We start from the raw sequence: 19,100 nt of genomic DNA, 5'->3' as shown, positions 1-19,100 counted from the left end.
GGAAGAGGTTACCCGGCGCCGGCTATTACGCAAACTAAATGTGCGTTAATTCCCCGAGGTTACTTCTGCGGGGCGCGGGCGGGTTGGCGCCGGGGCCGCCGTCGAGCCACAAAAAAGGCCGGCGCGCCCCTGGGCGGGGCGCGCCAGCCTTTAGCTGCAGCGGCAAATCCTTGCGCCGAAAACGGCGGCAGCCTGCTAGCTGCGGAAGTTCACGAACTGCAGGTCGGCTTCCTCGAAGTCCTTCAGGAGGGCCATGGTGGCCTGCAGGTCATCACGGGACTTGGAAGAGACGCGGAGTTCGTCGCCCTGGATCTGGGACTTGACGGACTTGGGGCCCTCGTCGCGGATTAGTTTGTTGATTTTCTTGGCCAGGTCCTGGGCGATGCCCTCCTTGATGGAGGCCTCCAGGCGGTATTCCTTGCCGGAGGCGTACGGCTCGCCCTCGTCCAGGGACTTCAGGGAGATGCCGCGCTTGATCAGCTTGGACTGGAAGACGTCCAGGACGGCCTTGACGCGTTCTTCCGAGTTGGCCTTCATCAGGATCTTTTCGCCGCTGAAGTCGATCTCGGCGCCGACACCCTTGAAGTCATAGCGCTGCGCGATTTCCTTCTGGGACTGGTTGAGCGCGTTGGCCACTTCCTGCTTGTCCACTTTGCTAACGACGTCGAACGTTGACTCGCCTGCCATGACTCTCCTTCTGCGGGTGGGAGCCCTGTGCGGGGACAGGGCGCGGATCTCTGCGTTCCAGCCTAATACGGATGCCCGGTCCGGTGGGGTCCGGGATTCACAGTTCCCTCTCAGCGGACGTACCGAGGGAACGAAGGAGGCCCGGGAAAAGTTGGAGCAGTTGGACCAGCACGAAGGGAACACCATGCACCGCAAAGCCGCCCAGTACGTCACCCGGACCACCACGGCTGCAGCCGGGGCGGTGGCCACGGCAGCGACCTCGGTGGCGGCGGCCGCGATTGCGGCCTCCGTCATCTTCAGCCCGGTGGCGGACGCCTCGTCCCGGATGGAGGGGGTGCGGGCGGACCTGCAGCGGGCGGTGCAGTTGAACCAGATCACCGAAGAGCAGGCCCTCAGCTTCGAGGCGAAGCTGGCAGGCCGCATCCTGGGCGAGGCGTGAGGCAGTAATTTCCCGTCATTCCGCGGGTTTTTGGACCGCCCGGGGTCCGATTCGATTCTTCGGCGGAAGTTCTGTAAAGTTGTCTTGCCCGCGGTTACTGAAGCGGAACGGCCCGGAAACGGACGCTCCGAAGACTGCATCGGCGGGTACTTCTTTTGAAGTTCGGCAGATTACCCGAGCGGCCAAAGGGGGCTGACTGTAAATCAGCTGGCAACGCCTACGGGGGTTCGAATCCCTCATCTGCCACCCAACGAAAGCCTCCGGAACCACCAGGTTCCGGAGGCTTTTTCGTTGCCCCGGCACCGCCCTCGGGTTGCACCCCCATCCGGACGATGCACCCGCGGGTGCGGGGGTGAATCGTCAGGATGCCGGTGCATACCCGTCGGGCCCGGGAGGTGATGGGCGCTGTCATCCGCCGTCGACACCGAATGGGCGCGGGCGTAGTCTGGCAGCATCGGCGCAAGTGCCCCGATGCCCTGCGTCGATATGTCCATCGATGAAGGAGGATTCAATGAGTGCTGTACGCGAATTCATGACCACTGATGCGCGATGTATCAAGGAAACCGAGTCCCTCGTGGAAGCGGCCCGGATCATGCGGGACATGGACTGCGGCTCGCTGCCAATCTGCGGGGACGACGGCAAGCTCCAGGGCATGATCACCGACCGTGACATTGTGCTCAGGTGCGTTGCCGCCGGGCGCGACCCCGGCCAGATGATGGCCCGCGACCTCGCCACCGGCAAGCCGCACTGGATCGACGCCGACGCCAACGTGGATGCTGCCATCGACATGATGGAAAAGCACCAGGTCCGCCGGCTTCCCGTGATCGCCGACCACAAACTGGTGGGCATCATCAGCCAGGGCGACATCGCACGCAACTACTCCGAGCAGCGCGTGGGCGAACTGGTGGAACACATTTCAGAACGCCACGGGATGTAGCGCCCCAGCACAGCACCGCCTTGTCCGCGGATCCCGGCCGTGAAGGTTCGGACCCGCGGACAAGCTTAGGAGTTGGGGATTCTTTCAGTTCAGTGCGATCAGGAGCATCTGGCTGGTGCCGGGGATGCAGGTCTGCAGGATCGCCCGGGGGAACCCTCCGAAGACCGCGATGACGTCGTTCGTGGTTCCCGGGTTGGGCACCTGGCCGCGCCCCGTCACCGTAAACGTTCCGTAGCCGGGGATGCTCACGGTTTCGCCCACGCCGATGCCGGAGAAACGCGCCCAGCCGCCGCAGAAATCGTGCTCGGTGATGAACAGCGAGTAGCCGTCGTTCGGGGTGTAGTGGATGGGCCCGATGCAGGCATCCACCATGGACTGGCCGCCGGAGCCGGCGACGTAGATGGTGCGCACGGCGGGGGCGGCAACGGGCGCCGGAGCAGGCGCGGGAGCCGGGGCGGCGGCCGGAGCGGGTGCCGGGGCTGCCGCCTGGACGGCCGGCCCTGTCAACAGGAGCGTCTGGCCCGGGTAGATGGTGCTGTAGACCCCGAGGCCATTGGCGGCGAGCATGGCGTTCATGTCCACACCGTGGCTTGCGGCGATCGCCCCCACGGTGTCACCCGGCATCACGGTATAGAGGTTGGGGTCGACCGCCGGTGCTGGTTCAGGGGTCGGTGCAGGTGCGGGCTCCGGCGCGGCAGGGGCCGGCGCGGGGTCGGCAGCCGGCGCGGGAGCCGCCTCGGCCGGGACGGCCGCGGTTGCGGAACCGGCAGAACCGGCGGAATCGGCGGAATCAGCGGGGGCGGCTGCGGTGCTTGGCGCCGTGGGCAGCGCGGCCTCGGCAACCTGGACGGCCGTCGTCGCGCTTCCAGTGTGTGAAGCGGGCGGTGCTGCCAGGGCGCCCACGCCGACCGCCGCCACTACGGCGGCGGTGGCCATGCCCGCCCAAAGCTTGTTGCTGATGGCCGGGCGGCCGGTGTTGAGGTCCGTGCGGGGTTCGTCGGTGGCGAAGCTTCGGCTCGTGCCGTCGGGGGAGGTGGAGACTTTCAGGTTCATGGGTAGCCCATCCGGGGACGGTCCGGCCAGGCAGTGCGCAGGAGGGCACGCCAGGTCGCCGGACGGATCGAGATGTTATGGCGCCGCGGGCCCCGGCAGCTGCCGGTAGCCGCGGGCGGCGCTGGATGGAGGCATCCGCATACCCAGAAAATGCGGAGCTCCGTGTGAAGGCCGGACTCCCGGAAGCTACCCGGGGGACCTGCCAGTGCGTGATTGGTCCTAGGAATCCCGAGTCTAAAAAGCGGTGGCAGAGGCGGGCACCAGTAGGAATTACCCGAGTTTTGGCTCTCAGTACCCGGCGGCTCCAGCGCGGCTACTCAGGCCCGGCAGGGTCCACTACCTGCTCCGGAAGGCCGCTTCCGGCAACCGGGTGCAGCCTTAGCGGGTCCTGTCTGCCCGCAGCTCGGCGATCTCCCGTCGCAGGAGCGCGATCTCGGCCACCAGTTCGGCCACTTCCACCCGGACCGGCTCCTCCACGGCGTCCGCGACCGTTTCGGCGGTGTCCTCCACGCGCTGGACCAGCCACGGTGCGATGGATGCGGTCACAACACCGAGCAGCGAGATGCCGCGGCCCGCTTCCCGGCTGCCGGGCCATCCCAAGTTACCCGCGGGTAGCATTGGGTCATGCACCTGCTCCTGAGAACCCTGCTCCTGCTGTTCCGCGCCTCCCGCCGTCCACCGCTGACAGTATGGGAACGGTCTTCCCTGCCGCTGCGCGTCCTGCCCACGGACATCGATATCGCCATGCACGTCAACAACGGCATGTACCTGTCCCTGATGGACCTGGGCCGGTTCGACCTCATGGCGCGCAGCGGCGTGTGGAAGCGGATGCGCCGCCGCGGCTGGAGCCCGGTGGTGTCTGCGGAAACCATTGCGTTCCGCAAGTCGCTGCAGCTGTGGCAGGAATACAGCATCGAGTCGCGCATCATCGGGCTGGACACCAAGGCGATCTTCTTTGAGCAGCGCATGGTGTCCGACGGCGACATTTACGCGCGTGCGTACATCGCCACCCGGCTGGTCACCAAGGCTGGCCCGGTCAGCCAGGAGGAGATCCTGGCGGAGTTCGGTGCGCCCCCGGCCGATCTGGTGCTCCCGGAGTGGATCCACGAGTGGCGGGCGTCGAGCGCCCTGCCCGGCAGCCGCACCCCGGCCCCGCACGTGTGGGACGCCGGCGCCTGAGCCGGGTGCCGCCGTCGTTATTCCCAATGACGCGGGGAGCGAACAGCCGCGACAGGCTGCACCGGGACGCGTACCGTTGACACATGGCTACCCTTGACATCACAGGTGAAAAGTTCGCATCCACCATTGAAGGCAACGACATTGTCCTGGTTGATTTCTGGGCAGAATGGTGCGGCCCCTGCAAGCAGTTCGGCCCCACCTACTCCGCAGTCTCCGAGAAGCACCCTGACGTCCTCTTCACCAAAGTGGACACCGAAGCGGAGCAGCAGCTCGCGGCGGAGGCAGGCATCACCTCCATCCCCACGCTGATGGCCTTCCGCGAAAAGGTGCTGGTCTTCTCGCAGCCCGGCGCCCTGAATGCCCAGCAGCTTGAGCAGGTGGTGGACGCGGTGAAGGCACTGGACATGGAAGAGGTCCACGCCCATGTGGCCCGCCAGCGGGAGGAAGCGGCCGCCGCGGCCAGCAAGCCCGCCGGATCGCAGGGCGGCACCCAGGACGGCACGCAGATCCCCGACTTCTAAAACTTGAATTAAACAATTGCGGGACCTCCACTGTGGAGGTCCCGCAATTCGTTTAAGGGCCGGTTCAGACGCGCTCCACCTTGACCGGCTCCGCCAGCAGCGCACTGAGGGATTCATTGAGGTCCTGGACGGCGACGCCCTTGGAGTGCTTGTCGAGGTCTTCCTCGGACGCCCACTGTTCGGTCAGCACCAGCTTCTCCTCGGTGGCCTCGGTGAGCTCGTAACGGATGCAGCCGGGCTCCTTCACCACCTCATCGATGGCGATTTCCAGGGCCAGCTTCACGCGGTGAAACTCGCCCTCGTTGGGGATGAACGTTGCTATCAGGTCAATCGGTGCACTCATGGATTTCACAATACCGGGCACCCGCGGCATGGCCGGCAGTGTTGCGCCGCGGCATGCTTCTCCTCGATGCTTCCTGTTGGTAGCGTGCCAGCATGCGTGCTTACACAGCCGGGGACACTGACGTCCCGCTCCTGGAAGAGACCATTGGCGCGAACTTTGAGCGCGTTGCCACGCAGTTCCCCTTGCAGGACGCGCTGATCGAGTCCGCGCCCGTGCCGGGCGCCGACGCCCGCCGCTGGAGCTACACCAAGCTGAACGACGACGTCGACCGGCTCGCGCGTGCGCTGCTCGCCCTGGGCGTGGCCAAGGGGGAGCGGGTGGGCATCTGGAGCCCCAACTGTGCCGAATGGACGCTCCTGCAGTATGCCACCGCCAAGATCGGCGCGATCCTGGTCAACGTCAATCCGGCGTACCGCAGCCACGAACTTGAATTCGTGGTCAAGCAGAACGGGATGCGGACGCTGGTCACGGCGCCCTCGGACCGGACCAGCGACTACGTGGGCATGGCACGCCAGGCGCTTGCCGTGTGTCCGGAGCTGGGCGAAGTCGTGTTCCTGCCGGACCATGGCATGGACGGGCTGGAAGCCGGCAGCCCCCAGCGGGACGCGGAACTCTCGTATGCCGAGCTCCTCACCCGGGCGGACGGCGTCGCACATTCGCACCTGGTGGCGCGCATGGCGGGGCTAAGCCCAAATGACCCGATCAACCTGCAGTACACCTCCGGGACCACGGGTTTCCCGAAGGGTGCCACGCTGACGCACCGCAACATCCTGAACAACGGGTACGCCATTGGCGAGCTGCTGGGCTACACCGAGCACGACCGGGTGGTCATCCCGGTGCCGTTCTACCACTGCTTCGGGATGGTGATCGGCAACCTGAACGCGCTCAGCCACGGTGCCGCCACCATCATCCCCGGCCGCGGGTTCTCGCCTGCGGCGGCGCTGGAGGCGGTGCAGGACTTCGGCGGCACGTCCCTCTACGGCGTGCCCACCATGTTCATCGCGGAACTGGCCCTGCCCGACTTTTCCTCGTACGACCTGTCCACGCTGCGCACGGGGGTGATGGCCGGTTCGCTGTGCCCCGTCGAGGTGATGAACCGGGTGATCTCGGACATGCACATGGTGGACGTGGCCATCTGCTACGGCATGACGGAAACCTCGCCGGTGTCGACCATGACGCGCAAGGGGGACAACCTGCGGCACCGCACCGAGACCGTGGGCCGGACCATGCCGCAGCTGGAGAGCCGGATCGTGGATCCCGCCACGGGGGAGGAGCTGGAACGTGGGCAGATCGGCGAGCTCTGCACCCGCGGCTACGCTGTCATGGCCGGGTACTGGAACCAGCCGGACAAGACGGCCGAGGCGATCGATGCCGATGGCTGGATGCACACGGGCGACCTGGCGCGCATGGACGACGACGGGTATGTGGTGGTGGAGGGCCGGATCAAGGACATGGTGATCCGGGGCGGGGAGAACATCTACCCGCGCGAGATCGAGGAGTTCCTGTACACCCATCCCGCCATCCAGGATGTCCAAGTGATCGGCGTCCCTGACAGCAAGTACGGCGAGGAACTGATGGCCTGCATCATCCTCAAACCGGGAGCCGAGCCCCTCGACGCCGGGGCCCTCGCGGAGTTCTGCCGTGGAAAGCTGGCGCACTACAAGATTCCCCGCTACGTGGAGGTCCGGGAGAGCTTCCCCATGACGGTCTCCGGGAAGGTCAGGAAAGTCGAGATGCGCGAGCAGGCAGTGGCCCGGCTGCGGCTCTGACTACCCCGGCTGCTGCACCAGGTCGAAGAGGACTTCGCCATCGCAGATTGAGGTGATCCTGATGGTGTAGCCGTCAAAGGTGGCTTCCTGGCCGAGGGCGAGCCCGCGGAACTCCTGGGTGGCGGGACCGCCGCTGGCGAAGAGGGCAACCGAAAGGTCCGCCGTCACCGGGTCATGCTTCAGGTGCGTGCTGGACAACCGCACGAGCGGTGTGGAGTCCGCACCGCCGGGGGACACCGGAAGCAGTGGGAACGAGCCGTTGACGGAGGGGACGATCCGGTATGAACCGGAGTGGGTGCAGCTGGCGCTCAAGGTCATGTCCGGGTCCTTCGTGGGGTCGGGGGGATTGTTGGCCGGGGTGGAACAGGCAGCTGGGGCCAGGAGCGCTGGAATGAAGAGCCAGGTGGCGGCGCGCCGCAGCGACTGAGGCATCAATGGGTCACCGTCGCATCGCTGAAGAGGCGCCGGAAGTCCTCCTTGGAAACGGCCATGGAAGGTTCGTGTGCGCCCCAGGGGTTCTGCAGGATGATGTTTCCCTGTGCATCGGTTCCGGTAACAAAGTATGCGTGGTTGGCGTGGTAGCCGGCCGGAGCACCGTTCGGGGTCTCGCCCAGCGTCGTCACCAAGGATGGCTTGCCCCCGGAAACTGCACTCCACAGCACGTCCGCGTCTCGGGTCCGTTCGACGTCCGGCCCTGCAAGGTACTGGAACGCGTCCGGACCCCAGTTGCCTTCGATGGCGCGGTAGTTGCCCGGCGGGTACGCCTTGTCCGGGGGCGCCCCTTCCTTTGTCCCGTCGTTGCTGTCGTCCTCGGTGTATACCTGTGCCAGTGCCTTCTCGACATAGGCCGGCCAGTTGCCGCCGAAACCTGCCTTTGCACCCATCTGCTGGCCGTAGCTGTTCGCCGGCAGGTCTGAGGTTACCGTCACCCACTGCTCTTGCCCGTTCTTGTCAAACAGCAGGACCGAGACTGTGCCGTTGCCGTTGTCTGTCACGTGGTCACGCGCCCAGTTGGAATCGGCGTTGACCATGGCACCGGCAGCGGAGAGGACCACGCAGTCTCCGTATCCGCCCTGCCTGATGTCGTCAGTGCCCGGGTGCTGCCCGATCACGGGCCAGTCCGGCCTCATCCACCGGTTGGTGGTGCTGGGGTCTGGACCGCCGGGCCTGGCAGCATCTCCCATTGCTGTTCCGTCCGGCTGCGCCCACGGGATGAGGCCCTTCAGCCGGTCCACCTGCTCGGCCGAGGCCTTGGACAGGAGCTGGTCCAGCAGTTGCTGCCGTTCGAAAGGCGTGGTTCCTTCGCCGTTGAACAGGCCCTTGCCATCGGTTGCGGCGCCGCTGCCCAGGCTGCGGATCTCATCATCGGTCAACGACTCCAGCAACTGGTTCAGCTGGGCCGGTTTGAGCCCGGCCAGCGCATCACGGAGTTCGTTGACGTCCGTATCGTTGCCCATAAAGAAGTTGCTGCCCGACGCGGCGCCCCTGACCAGGCCCCGTAGCCTGTCCAATTCGGGCGCGGCCAGGTTCGCTTCGCCGCGGTCGGGGTGGCGCGCCACAGAATGCTCCCCGCCGGTCAGATACTCGGCCGTCGAATCCCCGCCGCCCTTGCCGGCGGGGCCTCCGGTGGCACTGGTCCGGCCTGCCGTGCCACCGGCGCCGCTCGCGCGTTCCTGCTCGTCCGCGTGCCGTGCGGCCGCTTTTCCGGCCTCCGCAAGTGCCTGAATGACTTTGCCCAGCATGGCACTGTGCGAGCCATTCCATTCGCTCCGGAACCTCTCGGCGTCGGCTCCTCTCCAGCGGCCAGCCTCACGCACGTCCCTGGACAGCGCGGTCCTGGTGGACGTCAGGCGCGCGGAGGAGGCGGCCAGCGCCTTCCCCAACTCGCGGAGTTGGGCGACGTCCGCCCCGTAGATCCCTGCCATGTGTCCCCCAAACCGGTCAGGGTTCCAGACTATGCGAAAGGAGCCCGACGGGGCATGGGGAGAACTGCCCGCTGGCTCCTCCTGCCTGCCCGCGCCCGCGGGCGGGCGGCCCGTGCCGCCACAACGGCCACGACGGCGGCCGCCACCAGCGCAGCCACGGCCAGGACCATGCCGGCCTCCCGCCGGGTCAGGGACAGCGTTCGGGTGCTGCCGCGGGCAGTGCCGCCCGGGATGTTCCACTCCGCCGGGGAGGGGAAGATCCCGGGCGGCAGCTTTTCCTGCTGGAGGCGCCGCCGGGAGGCGAGCCGCTCCCGGACCTCCCCATCCGGGGCAGGCGTGATCGCGTCAGCCGCCACCGCCGCGGAAAGGTCCACGATGTACGGTTCGCCATAGAACGCCGAGGAAGCCACCGATTCCACCCAGGTGCCCGGGGGTGGCTCCACGCCGTGCCGGGCGAAGGCGGCAAGCAGCATCTCCCGGATTTCGCCCAGGCCCCTGCCGCCGGCGTCCCGAGTGACCTCGAAGATGGCGAGCTGGAGCCGCACCTTTTCATCCATTACCTGGTCCGTGCTGCCTGAAGTGGAACCCATTGGAATCCTTCCGCCATGGTGCCGCCGTCCGCCTGGAGGCTTCATGTCTGGCCGTACCCATTGCCCTGCGGCTCAAGCGGTTTGGGCCGGGTGAAGATGGGGAAGGCCGTGGTGCGGCCGGGTTCCCACTACTCGGGACGGTTGCCCGCCGTCCCGTTGATGGTGAACGGCGTCGTGATCCCCTCATACATCACGTGCGCCACGAGCCCGTCCACCGCATGCTCGAGCGTATGGCAGTGGTCGGCCCAGATCCCGGGATTGTCGGCAACGAACGCCACCTCGTAGGTCTCGCCCGGGTGGATGTCGAGGGAATCAGCCCACCAGGGACTGCCGGTCGCCGGAACTCCAGCACGCGACAGCACCAGGACATGGTGGCCGTGGAGGTGCATCGGATGGACCTCGCCGGATTCATTGCGCAGGCGCATCAAGACCACATCGCCTTGGCGGACGTGGAACATTGGTATGTCCGGATACAACCGTCCGTTGATCGTCCAGAAGTTGCCGGGCCGGCCGTCGATGACGCCCATCCGGCGTCCTATCGTGTACTCGAAGGTGCGGTCCGGCGCCGCCGCATCGAAGCCGGCCGGGGCGGGACTGCCGTAGGACAGGAAGTCGAGCGTCCCTGAGGGTTGCCGTGCGGCGGGTTCGTCGCCGTCCGCAGAGCCGATGAGGAGGCTGCGGGCCCCGCCGACGTTGAGCCGGGCCGCCCCGTGCGCTGGCGCCTGCATCGTGATGTCCACCCGCCCGCCTGCAGGGACCAGCACCGTGCGGTCCTCAATGACCGCAGGAGCGTTGACGTCGCGTCCGTCAATGGCCGACACCCGGAAAGGAGCGGCGGACCAGACGGATGCCGTCCCCTGGTCTGTGTTGATGACGCGGACCCTCACCGTTGCTCCCGGTTCGGCCGGTACGCGTTCGTCCAGGACCCGTCCGTTCAGGGTGTGCTGGCCGCCGTAGACGTGCAGCACTGCCAGCACTTCCGGGCTGCTGCCGGGCAGCGCGGCGGGGTCGACCACCACGGCGCCGAAGAGTCCGCGTTCCACCTGCTCGTGGGAGACTTGGTGGGAGTGGTACCAGTAGGTGCCGGGCTCATCGGCAACGAACCGGTAGGTATGGTGTCCGCCCACGGGGACGGCGTCCTGGGTGACGCCGGCAACGCCGTCGGCAGCGTTTGGCACATCCATTCCATGCCAGTGGATGGTGGCGCCTGCGGCAACGGATTCATTGACGAACACGGCTTCCACGAGGTCGCCCTGGCGGGCGCGGATGGCCGGCCCCGGCGACGTTCCGTTGACCGTGTAGCCCTGGACCGGGCGCCCGCCGGGCACCTCGATGGTCTGCGACCGCGCAACCAGCTGGACCCGCACGTCGGGTGCACGGAGCGGGTCTGCCACCAGCGCCGTGACGCTGGTTGAGTCGCCGGCCCGCCCCGGTCCTGCCGCCGCATCGTGGCCGGCGTGCCCCTGGCCGGGGGCCGCGGGCGGCCCCATCGTCATGACGGAGTACTCACCCAGCAGAGTTGAGCTCCATGCCACCGCGACGAGGCCGGCCGCTGCCGCCAGCGCGCATGCGGCGGAGACCCGGCGCACCAGGTCAGGTCGCGACGGCATTGGAGGCAGCGGGTTCGGGCGCCGCGGCCCGGGCCGCTGCCTTGGTACGCAGTGCCGCGTAGATGGCGGTCACCAGTACGGCCAACGCGTTGGCACCGTGAAGCAGGCCCAGGTACGGCATGTCCGCGATCGAGTACCCGAGGGTGGCCTGCAGGGCAACGAGGGCAAAAACGACGGCGGCCCACAACCGTGCGCCGCGCAGGTGCCGTCCGCCGTACTTCACGAAGAATGAGAGGAGGAGGAGCAGGAGGGCGGCCAGGGGGATGACCATGCCGCCAACGATTCCATGGATGGGGAAGCCAAGTTCCCCCGTGAACACCGCCTGCCTGCTTTCCACGAGCGCCTTGTCGACCACCCCGCCCTCCTGGACGAAGTGGGCAATCCCGCCAAGCGCGAAGGCGATCGACGCGGCCTGCACCACCACGCCTGCGGCGACAATCCAGGCGAGAACTGCATAGATCATGCGCATCATGCACTCCAATCGGTCCGGCCGCGGGCTGTGCGGCGTCTTTCGACCCACCGTAGGCGCGCGTGACCGACGCTGGAACGCAGCAGGCCACGGGGTGCATGGGGGAAAGCCATGTGGGTGGACCGGGTATCTACCCCCTCCCCTGAACGGCGCGGAAGGCGGATCATGGGACTGTGCTCCGCAGATGGGGATCGTTGGCGTTGCTGGCTCCGCTGGGGGCGGCATCGCTCGCCTACGTCGTCATCGTGCGCGGATTCGAGGGTGCCCCTGCCTACCATGCCCTCGCCTGGCCGCTGCTCGGGGTGCTCCCCACCTTTGTCTTCGGCATCTGGCTGCTGACAGTGTCCCTGTCCCGCTCCGCTGTTTTCGTCGCCCTGGCAGCCACTTCAATGGCTGCCGGCTCCGCCTTCGAGACCCTGGTCCAACGCAGTCCCGGGCTGCTTCAGCAACCCGGGTTCCCCTTCATCAACGCCATCGGCCTTACCGCCGATGCGACCGCCGCAGCCAGTTTCCTCATCATGTTCGCTACCTATCCCACCGGCACGCCGGAGCGCCGCTGGCAGCGGACGGCCGTGCGGTTCCTGTGGGCGCCGGTGCTGGTGGGGCCCCTGACACTGCTGACCACACCCCATGTGGTGATGCAGGCCTACAGCGGCATCAGCGGCGAATCCATCCCGAATCCGTTCGCCGTGCCGTGGCTGGAGTGGGCAGCGCCCGGTGTGCACTACCTTCTGTACCAGCCGTGGCCAAGTGTGGTGCTGGGGCTGGCGGTCCTGTACTCGCGCGCACTTTTCGGGGACCCGGAAGTCCGCGCCCGCATGCGGCTGATGACCTGGGTTGTCACGGCATCCCTGGCTGCGTTCATCCTCTGGACCTTCGGCCGGAGCCCGTGGGACACCGCCGTGGCTATCGCCGTGTACGCCAGCCTCCTGGCCATCCCCCTCGCGGCCATCCATGGCATCTTCCGGTACGGGGCCTTCGACATCGCGGCCGCGGACCGCGGACGGCACGTGGCCCGCTCCTCCAACCTGTTGATCACGGTCCTGTACGGGATCGGCGCGGCGACTCCGGCGGTGCTGCTGGCCGACAGCCTTACCGTGCTGGGGGCGGTGCTGCTGACCGCGCTGCTGGCTCTTTGCCTGCTGCCGGTGCGCGGCTGGCTGCAGCGGTGGATCCACCGTGCCGTCTTCGGCGACCGGGACCGCCAGCTGGCGCTCCTTAGCGAACTCGGGTCGCGCCTGGAGCAGTCCGTTGAGCCCGCCGAGCTGCTCACCCGTCTTGCCGCTGCCGTGCGCGACGGCCTTGACGCGTCGTGGGTGCGGATCACGCTGGCGGGAACCGAGGGCAAGCTCGCGGAGGAGCCCTCGGGAGTGGCGGGCGACGTCAGAGGTGGGGCCCGGCTCCGATGCGACCTGGCACGAGCTGACGAGACCCTCGGACGCATTGAAGTGGGTCCGCGGCGTCGCAGTGACTACAGTGACGCCGAACGGGCCCTGCTTGGAACTGTTGCCGGACAGGCCGCGGCATCCGTCGCCAACGTCCGGCTCAGCGCCCAGCTCGCCGAGCAACTCAGCGATCTGACCGCGTCGCGCGTGCGGCTCGTCGCGGCCCAGGATGATGAGCGCAGGAGGCTCGAGCGGGACCTGCACGATGGCATCCAGCAAAACGTGGTGGCCCAGATCGCCGGGCTTCGCCTCGCCCGGAACCGGCTGGGCCGCGGTGAGCTCACCGCGGGTGACCTGGCACGGTTGCAGGACCAGGCCCGGGAGACCCTGACGGACCTGCGGGAACTCGCGCACGGCATCCATCCTTCGGTGCTGAGTGACAACGGCCTGGTGGCCGCCATCGAGTCGAGTGCGGCACGGTTCCCCATACCGCTCACTGTGGAGGCGGACGACAGGGTGCGCGCCGAGCGGTTTCCGGAGGCTGTGGAGACAACGGCCTACTACGTGGTGCGGGAAGCGTTGGCGAACACCGCCAAGCATTCGCACGCCACCGTCGCTACCGTTGGTCTGGACCGGAAGGACGGGCATCTGCACATTGCGGTCACCGACGACGGATGCGGCATGCACGCGCGGGTTCCGGCGGCCCGCGGTGGCCTGGCGAATATCCGGGACCGGGTGGCTGCCCTCCGCGGCAGCATGGACGTCCTGGCCCATGATCCGTCGGGCACGACGGTAGTGGTGGACCTTCCGGTCGGGCGCGCGGGGGAATCCGTTGGATGAGCCCAACGTCCTGCGTGTGGTGATCGCGGAGGACAACTACCTGGTGCGTGAAGGGCTTCGCCGCTTGCTGGAGGACTCCGGCGAAATCGACGTCGTCGCCTCCGTGGGGAATGCCGTGGAGCTCTCGGATGCCGTGCGCAGGTTCGCGCCCGATGCCGTGCTGACCGATATTCGGATGCCGCCGGGCCACCACATGGAAGGTATAGAGGCCGCGCGCAGCATCCGTGCCGCGCATCCTGGCACCGGGGTCGTGGTGCTGTCCCAGCACGCCGACCAGAGCTACGCGCTGGCGCTCTTCGCTGACGGGTCGGCCGGCCTGGGCTACCTGCTGAAAGACCGCATTGGCGACCTCGAGGACCTGGTGCATGCCCTTCGTGAGGTGCGGGCGGGCGGTTCGGTCATCGACCCCGAGATCGTGGATACACTGGTGCGCCGCCGCAGTGTGGGTGCACCGAGTGCGCTCTCCGAACTCTCGCCGCGGGAGCTGGACGTGTTGCGCGAGATGGCGCAGGGAAAGACCAACGCCGGCATCGAACAGTCGCTGTTCCTGTCCGCGTCCACCGTGGAAAAGCACGTGAATGCGATCTTCACCAAACTCCGGCTTCCCTCAACCGGAGTGCACCGCCGTGTCGCCGCAGTCCTGGCCTTCCTCCAGAGCGGCGGCAGCCGTGGAGGGAGCGGCACCGCGCCCACGGTGCATTAGCACCCTTATCAGTGCGCGCGGTGGTCCTGGATGGTCATCCGCGGCCCGAACGTGGGCTTCCGGAACCCGGTGCACTGGATCATCCGGACCACGCGCTGCCGGTGGCCCTTCCACGGCTCCAGCAGCCGGAGCATGCCGGCGTCGTCGGTCCTGCGGCCGGTGAGTGCTGCTCCCACGTAGGCGGCAAGGTGGTAGTCGCCTACGGAAATCGAGTCGGGGCAGCCGTGCGTCCGCTGCACCACCTCCGCGGCGGTCCAGATGCCGATGCCGGGGATGGTCTGCATCCTGGCGGCGGCTTCGGCGGCGGGCAGGGCCGCGAGACGTTCAAGGGCGACGGCGGAGCGCAGGGCGCGCATGACGGTCGCCGAGCGCTGGGGCCCCACGCCCGCTTTGTGCCACTCCCAGCTGGGGACCTGCAGCCACTGCGCGGCCGTAGGCGCCACGACCAGGCCCGCAGGTGTGGAGGTTCCAGCGGGCGGGGCCGGGGTTCCATAGCGGTGCACCAGGTACCGGTAGGCGCGCCTCGCCTCGATCACCGTCACCTTCTGCTCCAGGATGATCGGCACCAGCTGGTCAACCATGCGGCCGCTGGCGGGAAGGCGCAGCGCCAGGGCCCGGCGCCGGGCTTCCCGGACCATGCGGGGCAGCGTGGCGTGGAAGGACGGTTCGTCGAAACCCCGCCAGTCGTCGTCGGCCCCCAAAAGCCGCGGCACTGCCCTGATTGCGCCAGCGGCCCCGGGCCCCCACGCCTGGGCGTCTACCAGCGGCGGCCCGGCGTCGCCGCCACCCGCGGGAGTGAGGCGCAGCGTGGCGGGGCCGTCCGGCGTCGTGAACGCATTCCAGATGGCGTCCCCCTGGACGCTGAAGGAAGGATCACTGTAGCCGCGCAGGAGCGGGCCAAGGGTCCGGGAGAGGCTGTAGGGAGGGTCCGGATACCAGCGCAGTGAAGCGTCCGCAGCGGCGGCCAGCCGGGGAGGTGCCTCTGCGATGCTCATGCATCCAATCGTCCCACGGGCCGCCGACAACCGCAGGACCATCGGCCCTTATCCGCGGTGCAGGGTCCGGCTAGGATCGCCGCGTGCGGCTCCGCGCCGCAACCAACATAGCTGCGCCGCAACCCGACAAACAGGAGGGCCGCCATGGCCGGAGTAGTGCATTTCGAAATCCCCGCGGATGATCCACAGCGGGCCAAGGCGTTCTACGAGCAGGCCCTGGGCTGGCGGATAGAACCAGTCCCGGGCATGGACTACAACATGGTGATCACCGCGGGCATGGATGAGGCCGGCCAGTCGACCACGCCCGGTGCCATCAACGGCGGGATGATGGCCCGGGAAGGCCAGATCACCTCCCCGGTCATCACGATCGACGTTCCGGACATCGACGCCACGCTCAAGTCCGTGGCGGAGCTTGGCGGATCGGTCGTCATCCCCAAGAACGAGGTTCCCGGCATGGGCTACACGGCGTATTTCAAGGATTCCGAAGGCAACCTGATGGGCCTCTGGGAGAACCTTCCCGCCGGGGACGCCGGCGCGTAGCGGGCGCCCTTCCGCCGGAGAAGCAGGACACACGCATGAGCGCGTTAATCCAGGTGCTGGCCGTCATCACAGCGGCAACCCTCATCACCGTAGGCCTGCTTGAAGCCTTCCGCTACAAGGACCAGCGCCTCCACCCGATCTTCCTGATCAGGCCGGAAGACACCGCAGCGGTGCGGCTATGGGCGGTCAACGTGGGCTTCTACAACATCGTCTGGGGTTTGTTCGGGATCGCCGGGGTGGTCCTCGCCAACGCCGGCGCAGTCACGGTGGGCCGCACCATCGTGACAATGATGGCGGTCGCGCACGCCATCCTGGGCATGGTGCTGATCATCAGTGAACCCAGGCTTTGGATCAGCGGCATCGGGCAGGCTTTCCTCCCCGCCGTCATCCTCTGGCTGATGTTCACCGGGTGAGTGCAGTCCGTGCTCAGCGCATTCCGGTGACGACCCAAAGGGCCAGGACGGCCAGCGGCACCGTGAGCGCCACTGCCACCAGGCCGGCCACGGCAAACCCGCCCCACCTGACGGGGACGTTCAGCACGCGCAGCCGCTCGTGCCACAGCAGCGTGGCCAGCGACGCCCAGGGGCTCACCAGCGGTCCGAGGTTCACGCCGATCAGCAGGGCGGCGAGGCGGGCCGGCGATCCGGCCACCGGCTCAAGCGCCAGGTAGGCCGGGAGGTTGTTGGCGGCGTTGGCGGCGGCCGCCCCGATGCCGGCCAGCTGCAGCAGCGCGGCCAGGCCCTCGCCGGAGCCTGCCACCCTGGCCAGCAGGGCGGTGAGTCCGTGGGCATGCAGGGCCTCCAGGAGCATGAACAGCCCGACGGTCAGCATCAGCGGCCGCCACGGAACCATGGACCACCGCAGGGCCGAGCGGCGCCGGCGCAGGAAGACAGCCAGGAGGACGGCCGCGGCGGCCAAAGCAGGGTACTGGACGGGCACGCCGGACACCAGCGCGGGCAGCAGCACCGCCAGCGTTCCGGCCGCATACTTCAGCAGCACGGGGTCCCTGACGGGGTGCGCAGGCCTTGGTCCGTAGCGCCCCCGCAGGTCGCGCCAGAACGCCAGCCACAGCAGGACAAGGGGGACCAGCAGCCCCACCAGCGCCGGGGCCCAGACCAGCCCCGCGAACTGCACCGGGCTCAGGCCCAGTTTGTCCTGCGCCAGCAGGTTGGTCAGGTTGGACACCGGCAGCAGCAGCGACGCCGTGTTGGCCAGCCAAATGCTGGTCAGCGCGAACGGAAGCGGCGGGAGTCCGGCATGGACGGCCAGCAGGACCACCACCGGAGTCACCAGCACCGCCGTCGTGTCCAGGGACAGGAACACCGTGGCCACCGTGGCCACCGCCACCACCAGGAGCCACAACAGGAAAACGCGGTCGCGGCCCAGGGCGGCAAGCCGGTCCGTCAGCACCCGGAACAGGCCCGCCTCGTCCACCAGCTCGGTGACCAGCGACATTGCCAGCACGAAGGCGAGGATGGGGATGGTCCGGGAGGCCAGTTCCCCAAAGGCCGGAAGCGGCAGCGCCCCGGACGCCAGGGTGGCCGCTCCCGCCGCCAGCGCTGCGCCAGGCAACAGGTAGCTCCGGGCCGTCTGTGACCATGCGAACTGCTTCACCGGCCTATCCTCGCACCCCGGCCCGGGAAGCGCCTGCAAGGAAGCGGTAGCTTTGTACCTATGAAGTACGCCCAGTCCGTCCTGGACCTCATCGGCAATACCCCGCTCATCAAACTCAACCACGTGACCGAGGGCATCAAGGCCACCGTCCTGGTGAAACTGGAGTACCTGAACCCGGGCGGATCCATCAAGGACCGCATCGCCGCGCAGATGATCGAGGACGCCGAGCGAGACGGCAAACTCAAGCCCGGCGGCACCATCGTGGAGCCCACTTCGGGCAACACGGGGGTGGGCCTGGCCCTGGTGGCGCAGCAGAAGGGCTACAAGTGTGTCTTCGTGGTGCCGGACAAGGTGGGCGAGGACAAGCGCGCTGTCCTGCAGGCCTACGGCGCCGAAGTGGTGGTCACGCCCACCGCGGTCCCGCCGGACAGCCCGCAAAGCTACTACGGCGTCTCGGACCGGATCACGCGGGAGACACCTGGTGCCTACAAGCCGGACCAGTTCTCCAATCCTGCGGCCCCCGCCAGCCACTACAAGACCACCGGCCCGGAAATCTGGCGTGACACGGACGGCAAGGTTACCCACGTGGTCATCGGTGCCGGCACGGGCGGCACCATCACCGGCACGGGCCGGTACCTCAAGGAGGTTTCGGCCCACCGGCCGGAAGCCGACGGCGGCGTGGTCCGGATCATCGGCGCGGACCCGGAAGGCTCGGTCTACTCAGGTGGCACCGGACGGCCGTACTTCGTGGAGGGCGTTGGCGAGGACATGTGGCCGGCAAACTACGACAAGTCCATCCCGGACCAGGTGATCGCCGTCAGCGACGCCGACTCCTTCGCCATGACCCGGCGCCTGGCACGGGAAGAAGGCCTGCTGGTCGGCGGATCCTCCGGCATGGCCGTAGTAGCCGCGCTGCAGGCGGCCAGGGACCTGCCGGAAAGCGCCGTCGTCGTGGTCATCCTGCCCGACTCCGGCCGCGGCTACCTGGCCAAGATCTTCAACGACCAGTGGATGCGCTCCTACGGCTTCCTCTCCGGCGGCGAGGAAACCTCGGTGGGCGAGGTCATCAAGTCCAAGAACGGCGAACTGCCGGACCTGGTGCACATCCACCCCAACGAGTCCGTGCGCGACGTCATCAACATCATGAACGAGTTCGGTGTCAGCCACATCCCGGTGCTGTCGCAGGAGCCGCCCGTGGTGATGGGCGAGGTCCTCGGCGCCGTGGACGAGCGCACGTTGACCGCCAAGCTCTTCCGCGGCGAGGCGAAGCTCACGGACAAGATCTCCGAACACATGGGACCCAAGCTGCCCGTGATCGGGTCGCTGGAAACCATCTCCGCCGCCCGGGAACTGCTCTCGGAAACGGACACGGTGATGGTCACGTTCGTGGGCGCCCCCGTGGGCATCCTCACCCGGCACGACCTGCTGGCCTATCTCAGCAACTAATATCCGGTGGTTGAGCCTGTCGAAACCCGGTTTCGACAAGCTCAACCAGCGTTTG

At 67.7% G+C, this 19,100-nt stretch carries 21 protein-coding genes and 1 tRNA gene; 11 read left to right on the top strand and 11 right to left on the bottom strand.

Going from position 1 to position 19,100, the window contains the following annotated elements; genetic code table 11:
• Positions 1 to 195: 195 nt before the first annotated feature.
• The gene (locus tag ACYSM9_RS06615; RefSeq protein ID WP_141159686.1) at positions 196 to 687 is read right to left on the bottom strand and encodes a YajQ family cyclic di-GMP-binding protein; all 492 of its coding nucleotides are present in this window, start codon (positions 685 to 687) and stop codon (positions 196 to 198) included.
• A 184-nt stretch (positions 688 to 871) separates the two neighbouring features.
• Here ACYSM9_RS06615 and ACYSM9_RS06610 point away from each other — a divergent pair, with 184 nt between their 5' ends.
• From ACYSM9_RS06610 to ACYSM9_RS06600, 3 genes are all read left to right on the top strand, one after another.
• A complete protein-coding gene (locus ACYSM9_RS06610) occupies positions 872 to 1,126 on the top strand; it encodes a hypothetical protein (RefSeq protein WP_461856182.1) in 255 nt (84 codons plus the stop codon).
• A gap of 164 nt (positions 1,127 to 1,290) precedes the next feature.
• Positions 1,291 to 1,372: transfer RNA gene (locus ACYSM9_RS06605), tRNA-Tyr, on the top strand.
• Between the two features lie 265 nt (positions 1,373 to 1,637).
• Positions 1,638 to 2,063 (top strand): CBS domain-containing protein, encoded by a 426-nt coding sequence (locus tag ACYSM9_RS06600; RefSeq protein ID WP_461856181.1) that lies wholly within the window; start codon positions 1,638 to 1,640, stop codon positions 2,061 to 2,063.
• A gap of 84 nt (positions 2,064 to 2,147) precedes the next feature.
• Here ACYSM9_RS06600 and ACYSM9_RS06595 read toward each other — a convergent pair whose 3' ends face one another.
• Together ACYSM9_RS06595 and ACYSM9_RS06590 are read right to left on the bottom strand one after the other, a co-directional pair.
• Positions 2,148 to 3,116 (bottom strand): LysM peptidoglycan-binding domain-containing protein, encoded by a 969-nt coding sequence (locus ACYSM9_RS06595; protein ID WP_461856180.1) that lies wholly within the window; start codon positions 3,114 to 3,116, stop codon positions 2,148 to 2,150.
• 378 nt (positions 3,117 to 3,494) lie between these two features.
• Positions 3,495 to 3,716 carry a hypothetical protein gene (locus ACYSM9_RS06590; protein ID WP_461856179.1) on the bottom strand — a complete coding sequence of 74 codons (222 nt, stop codon included), beginning with the start codon at positions 3,714 to 3,716 and terminating at the stop codon, positions 3,495 to 3,497.
• A 24-nt stretch (positions 3,717 to 3,740) separates the two neighbouring features.
• On the opposite strand from ACYSM9_RS06590, the gene ACYSM9_RS06585 reads away from it, so the two are divergent.
• Together ACYSM9_RS06585 and ACYSM9_RS06580 are read left to right on the top strand one after the other, a co-directional pair.
• Complete coding sequence (locus tag ACYSM9_RS06585; protein WP_461856178.1) at positions 3,741 to 4,295, top strand: acyl-CoA thioesterase; 555 nt, start codon at positions 3,741 to 3,743, stop codon at positions 4,293 to 4,295.
• An 83-nt stretch (positions 4,296 to 4,378) separates the two neighbouring features.
• Entirely contained in the window at positions 4,379 to 4,816 is a 438-nt protein-coding gene (locus tag ACYSM9_RS06580; RefSeq protein ID WP_461856177.1) for a thioredoxin family protein, read from the top strand.
• Positions 4,817 to 4,880: 64 nt separating this feature from the next.
• On the opposite strand, the gene ACYSM9_RS06575 is transcribed toward ACYSM9_RS06580, so the two are convergent.
• The gene (locus ACYSM9_RS06575; protein WP_461856176.1) at positions 4,881 to 5,159 is read right to left on the bottom strand and encodes a putative quinol monooxygenase; all 279 of its coding nucleotides are present in this window, start codon (positions 5,157 to 5,159) and stop codon (positions 4,881 to 4,883) included.
• 92 nt (positions 5,160 to 5,251) lie between these two features.
• Between ACYSM9_RS06575 and ACYSM9_RS06570 the strand changes: the two genes are divergently transcribed.
• On the top strand, positions 5,252 to 6,928 hold the full coding sequence (locus tag ACYSM9_RS06570; protein WP_461856175.1) for an AMP-binding protein: 1,677 nt from the start codon (positions 5,252 to 5,254) through the stop codon (positions 6,926 to 6,928).
• On the opposite strand, the gene ACYSM9_RS06565 is transcribed toward ACYSM9_RS06570, so the two are convergent.
• From ACYSM9_RS06565 to ACYSM9_RS06545, 5 genes are all read right to left on the bottom strand, one after another.
• Positions 6,929 to 7,246: a hypothetical protein gene (locus tag ACYSM9_RS06565; protein ID WP_461856174.1), complete on the bottom strand. Its 318-nt coding sequence runs from the start codon at positions 7,244 to 7,246 to the stop codon at positions 6,929 to 6,931. It lies immediately after the preceding gene.
• 113 nt (positions 7,247 to 7,359) lie between these two features.
• On the bottom strand, positions 7,360 to 8,853 hold the full coding sequence (locus ACYSM9_RS06560; RefSeq protein ID WP_461856173.1) for a hypothetical protein: 1,494 nt from the start codon (positions 8,851 to 8,853) through the stop codon (positions 7,360 to 7,362).
• Between the two features lie 29 nt (positions 8,854 to 8,882).
• Positions 8,883 to 9,443 carry a hypothetical protein gene (locus ACYSM9_RS06555; protein ID WP_461856172.1) on the bottom strand — a complete coding sequence of 187 codons (561 nt, stop codon included), beginning with the start codon at positions 9,441 to 9,443 and terminating at the stop codon, positions 8,883 to 8,885.
• Positions 9,444 to 9,571: 128 nt separating this feature from the next.
• The gene (locus ACYSM9_RS06550) at positions 9,572 to 11,053 is read right to left on the bottom strand and encodes a multicopper oxidase family protein (protein ID WP_461856171.1); all 1,482 of its coding nucleotides are present in this window, start codon (positions 11,051 to 11,053) and stop codon (positions 9,572 to 9,574) included.
• A complete protein-coding gene (locus tag ACYSM9_RS06545) occupies positions 11,037 to 11,525 on the bottom strand; it encodes a hypothetical protein (RefSeq protein WP_461856170.1) in 489 nt (162 codons plus the stop codon). Before ACYSM9_RS06545 ends, ACYSM9_RS06550 begins: the two co-directional genes overlap by 17 nt.
• 191 nt (positions 11,526 to 11,716) lie before the next feature.
• On the opposite strand from ACYSM9_RS06545, the gene ACYSM9_RS06540 reads away from it, so the two are divergent.
• Both ACYSM9_RS06540 and ACYSM9_RS06535 read left to right on the top strand, forming a co-directional pair.
• The gene (locus tag ACYSM9_RS06540; RefSeq protein ID WP_461856169.1) at positions 11,717 to 13,747 is read left to right on the top strand and encodes a sensor histidine kinase; all 2,031 of its coding nucleotides are present in this window, start codon (positions 11,717 to 11,719) and stop codon (positions 13,745 to 13,747) included.
• Entirely contained in the window at positions 13,740 to 14,450 is a 711-nt protein-coding gene (locus ACYSM9_RS06535; RefSeq protein ID WP_461856168.1) for a response regulator transcription factor, read from the top strand. The genes ACYSM9_RS06540 and ACYSM9_RS06535 overlap by 8 nt, the downstream gene beginning before the upstream one ends.
• A gap of 8 nt (positions 14,451 to 14,458) precedes the next feature.
• On the opposite strand, the gene ACYSM9_RS06530 is transcribed toward ACYSM9_RS06535, so the two are convergent.
• Positions 14,459 to 15,445: a DNA-3-methyladenine glycosylase family protein gene (locus ACYSM9_RS06530; protein ID WP_461856167.1), complete on the bottom strand. Its 987-nt coding sequence runs from the start codon at positions 15,443 to 15,445 to the stop codon at positions 14,459 to 14,461.
• Positions 15,446 to 15,589: 144 nt separating this feature from the next.
• Here ACYSM9_RS06530 and ACYSM9_RS06525 point away from each other — a divergent pair, with 144 nt between their 5' ends.
• Positions 15,590 to 15,985, top strand: coding sequence for a VOC family protein (locus ACYSM9_RS06525; protein WP_461856166.1), 396 nt, complete (start codon positions 15,590 to 15,592; stop codon positions 15,983 to 15,985).
• A 35-nt stretch (positions 15,986 to 16,020) separates the two neighbouring features.
• On the top strand, positions 16,021 to 16,398 hold the full coding sequence (locus ACYSM9_RS06520) for a DUF1304 family protein (protein ID WP_461856165.1): 378 nt from the start codon (positions 16,021 to 16,023) through the stop codon (positions 16,396 to 16,398).
• A 13-nt stretch (positions 16,399 to 16,411) separates the two neighbouring features.
• Here the strand turns inward: ACYSM9_RS06520 and ACYSM9_RS06515 are convergent, their stop codons facing one another.
• Complete coding sequence (locus ACYSM9_RS06515; protein WP_461856164.1) at positions 16,412 to 17,599, bottom strand: ArsB/NhaD family transporter; 1,188 nt, start codon at positions 17,597 to 17,599, stop codon at positions 16,412 to 16,414.
• Between the two features lie 60 nt (positions 17,600 to 17,659).
• Between ACYSM9_RS06515 and ACYSM9_RS06510 the strand changes: the two genes are divergently transcribed.
• Positions 17,660 to 19,045, top strand: coding sequence for a cystathionine beta-synthase (locus ACYSM9_RS06510; RefSeq protein ID WP_461856163.1), 1,386 nt, complete (start codon positions 17,660 to 17,662; stop codon positions 19,043 to 19,045).
• The last annotated feature ends 55 nt before the right edge of the window (positions 19,046 to 19,100 follow it).

This window comes from Arthrobacter sp. C152 (assembly GCF_054890965.1).
This window is presented reverse-complemented; position numbering and strand designations above follow the sequence as displayed.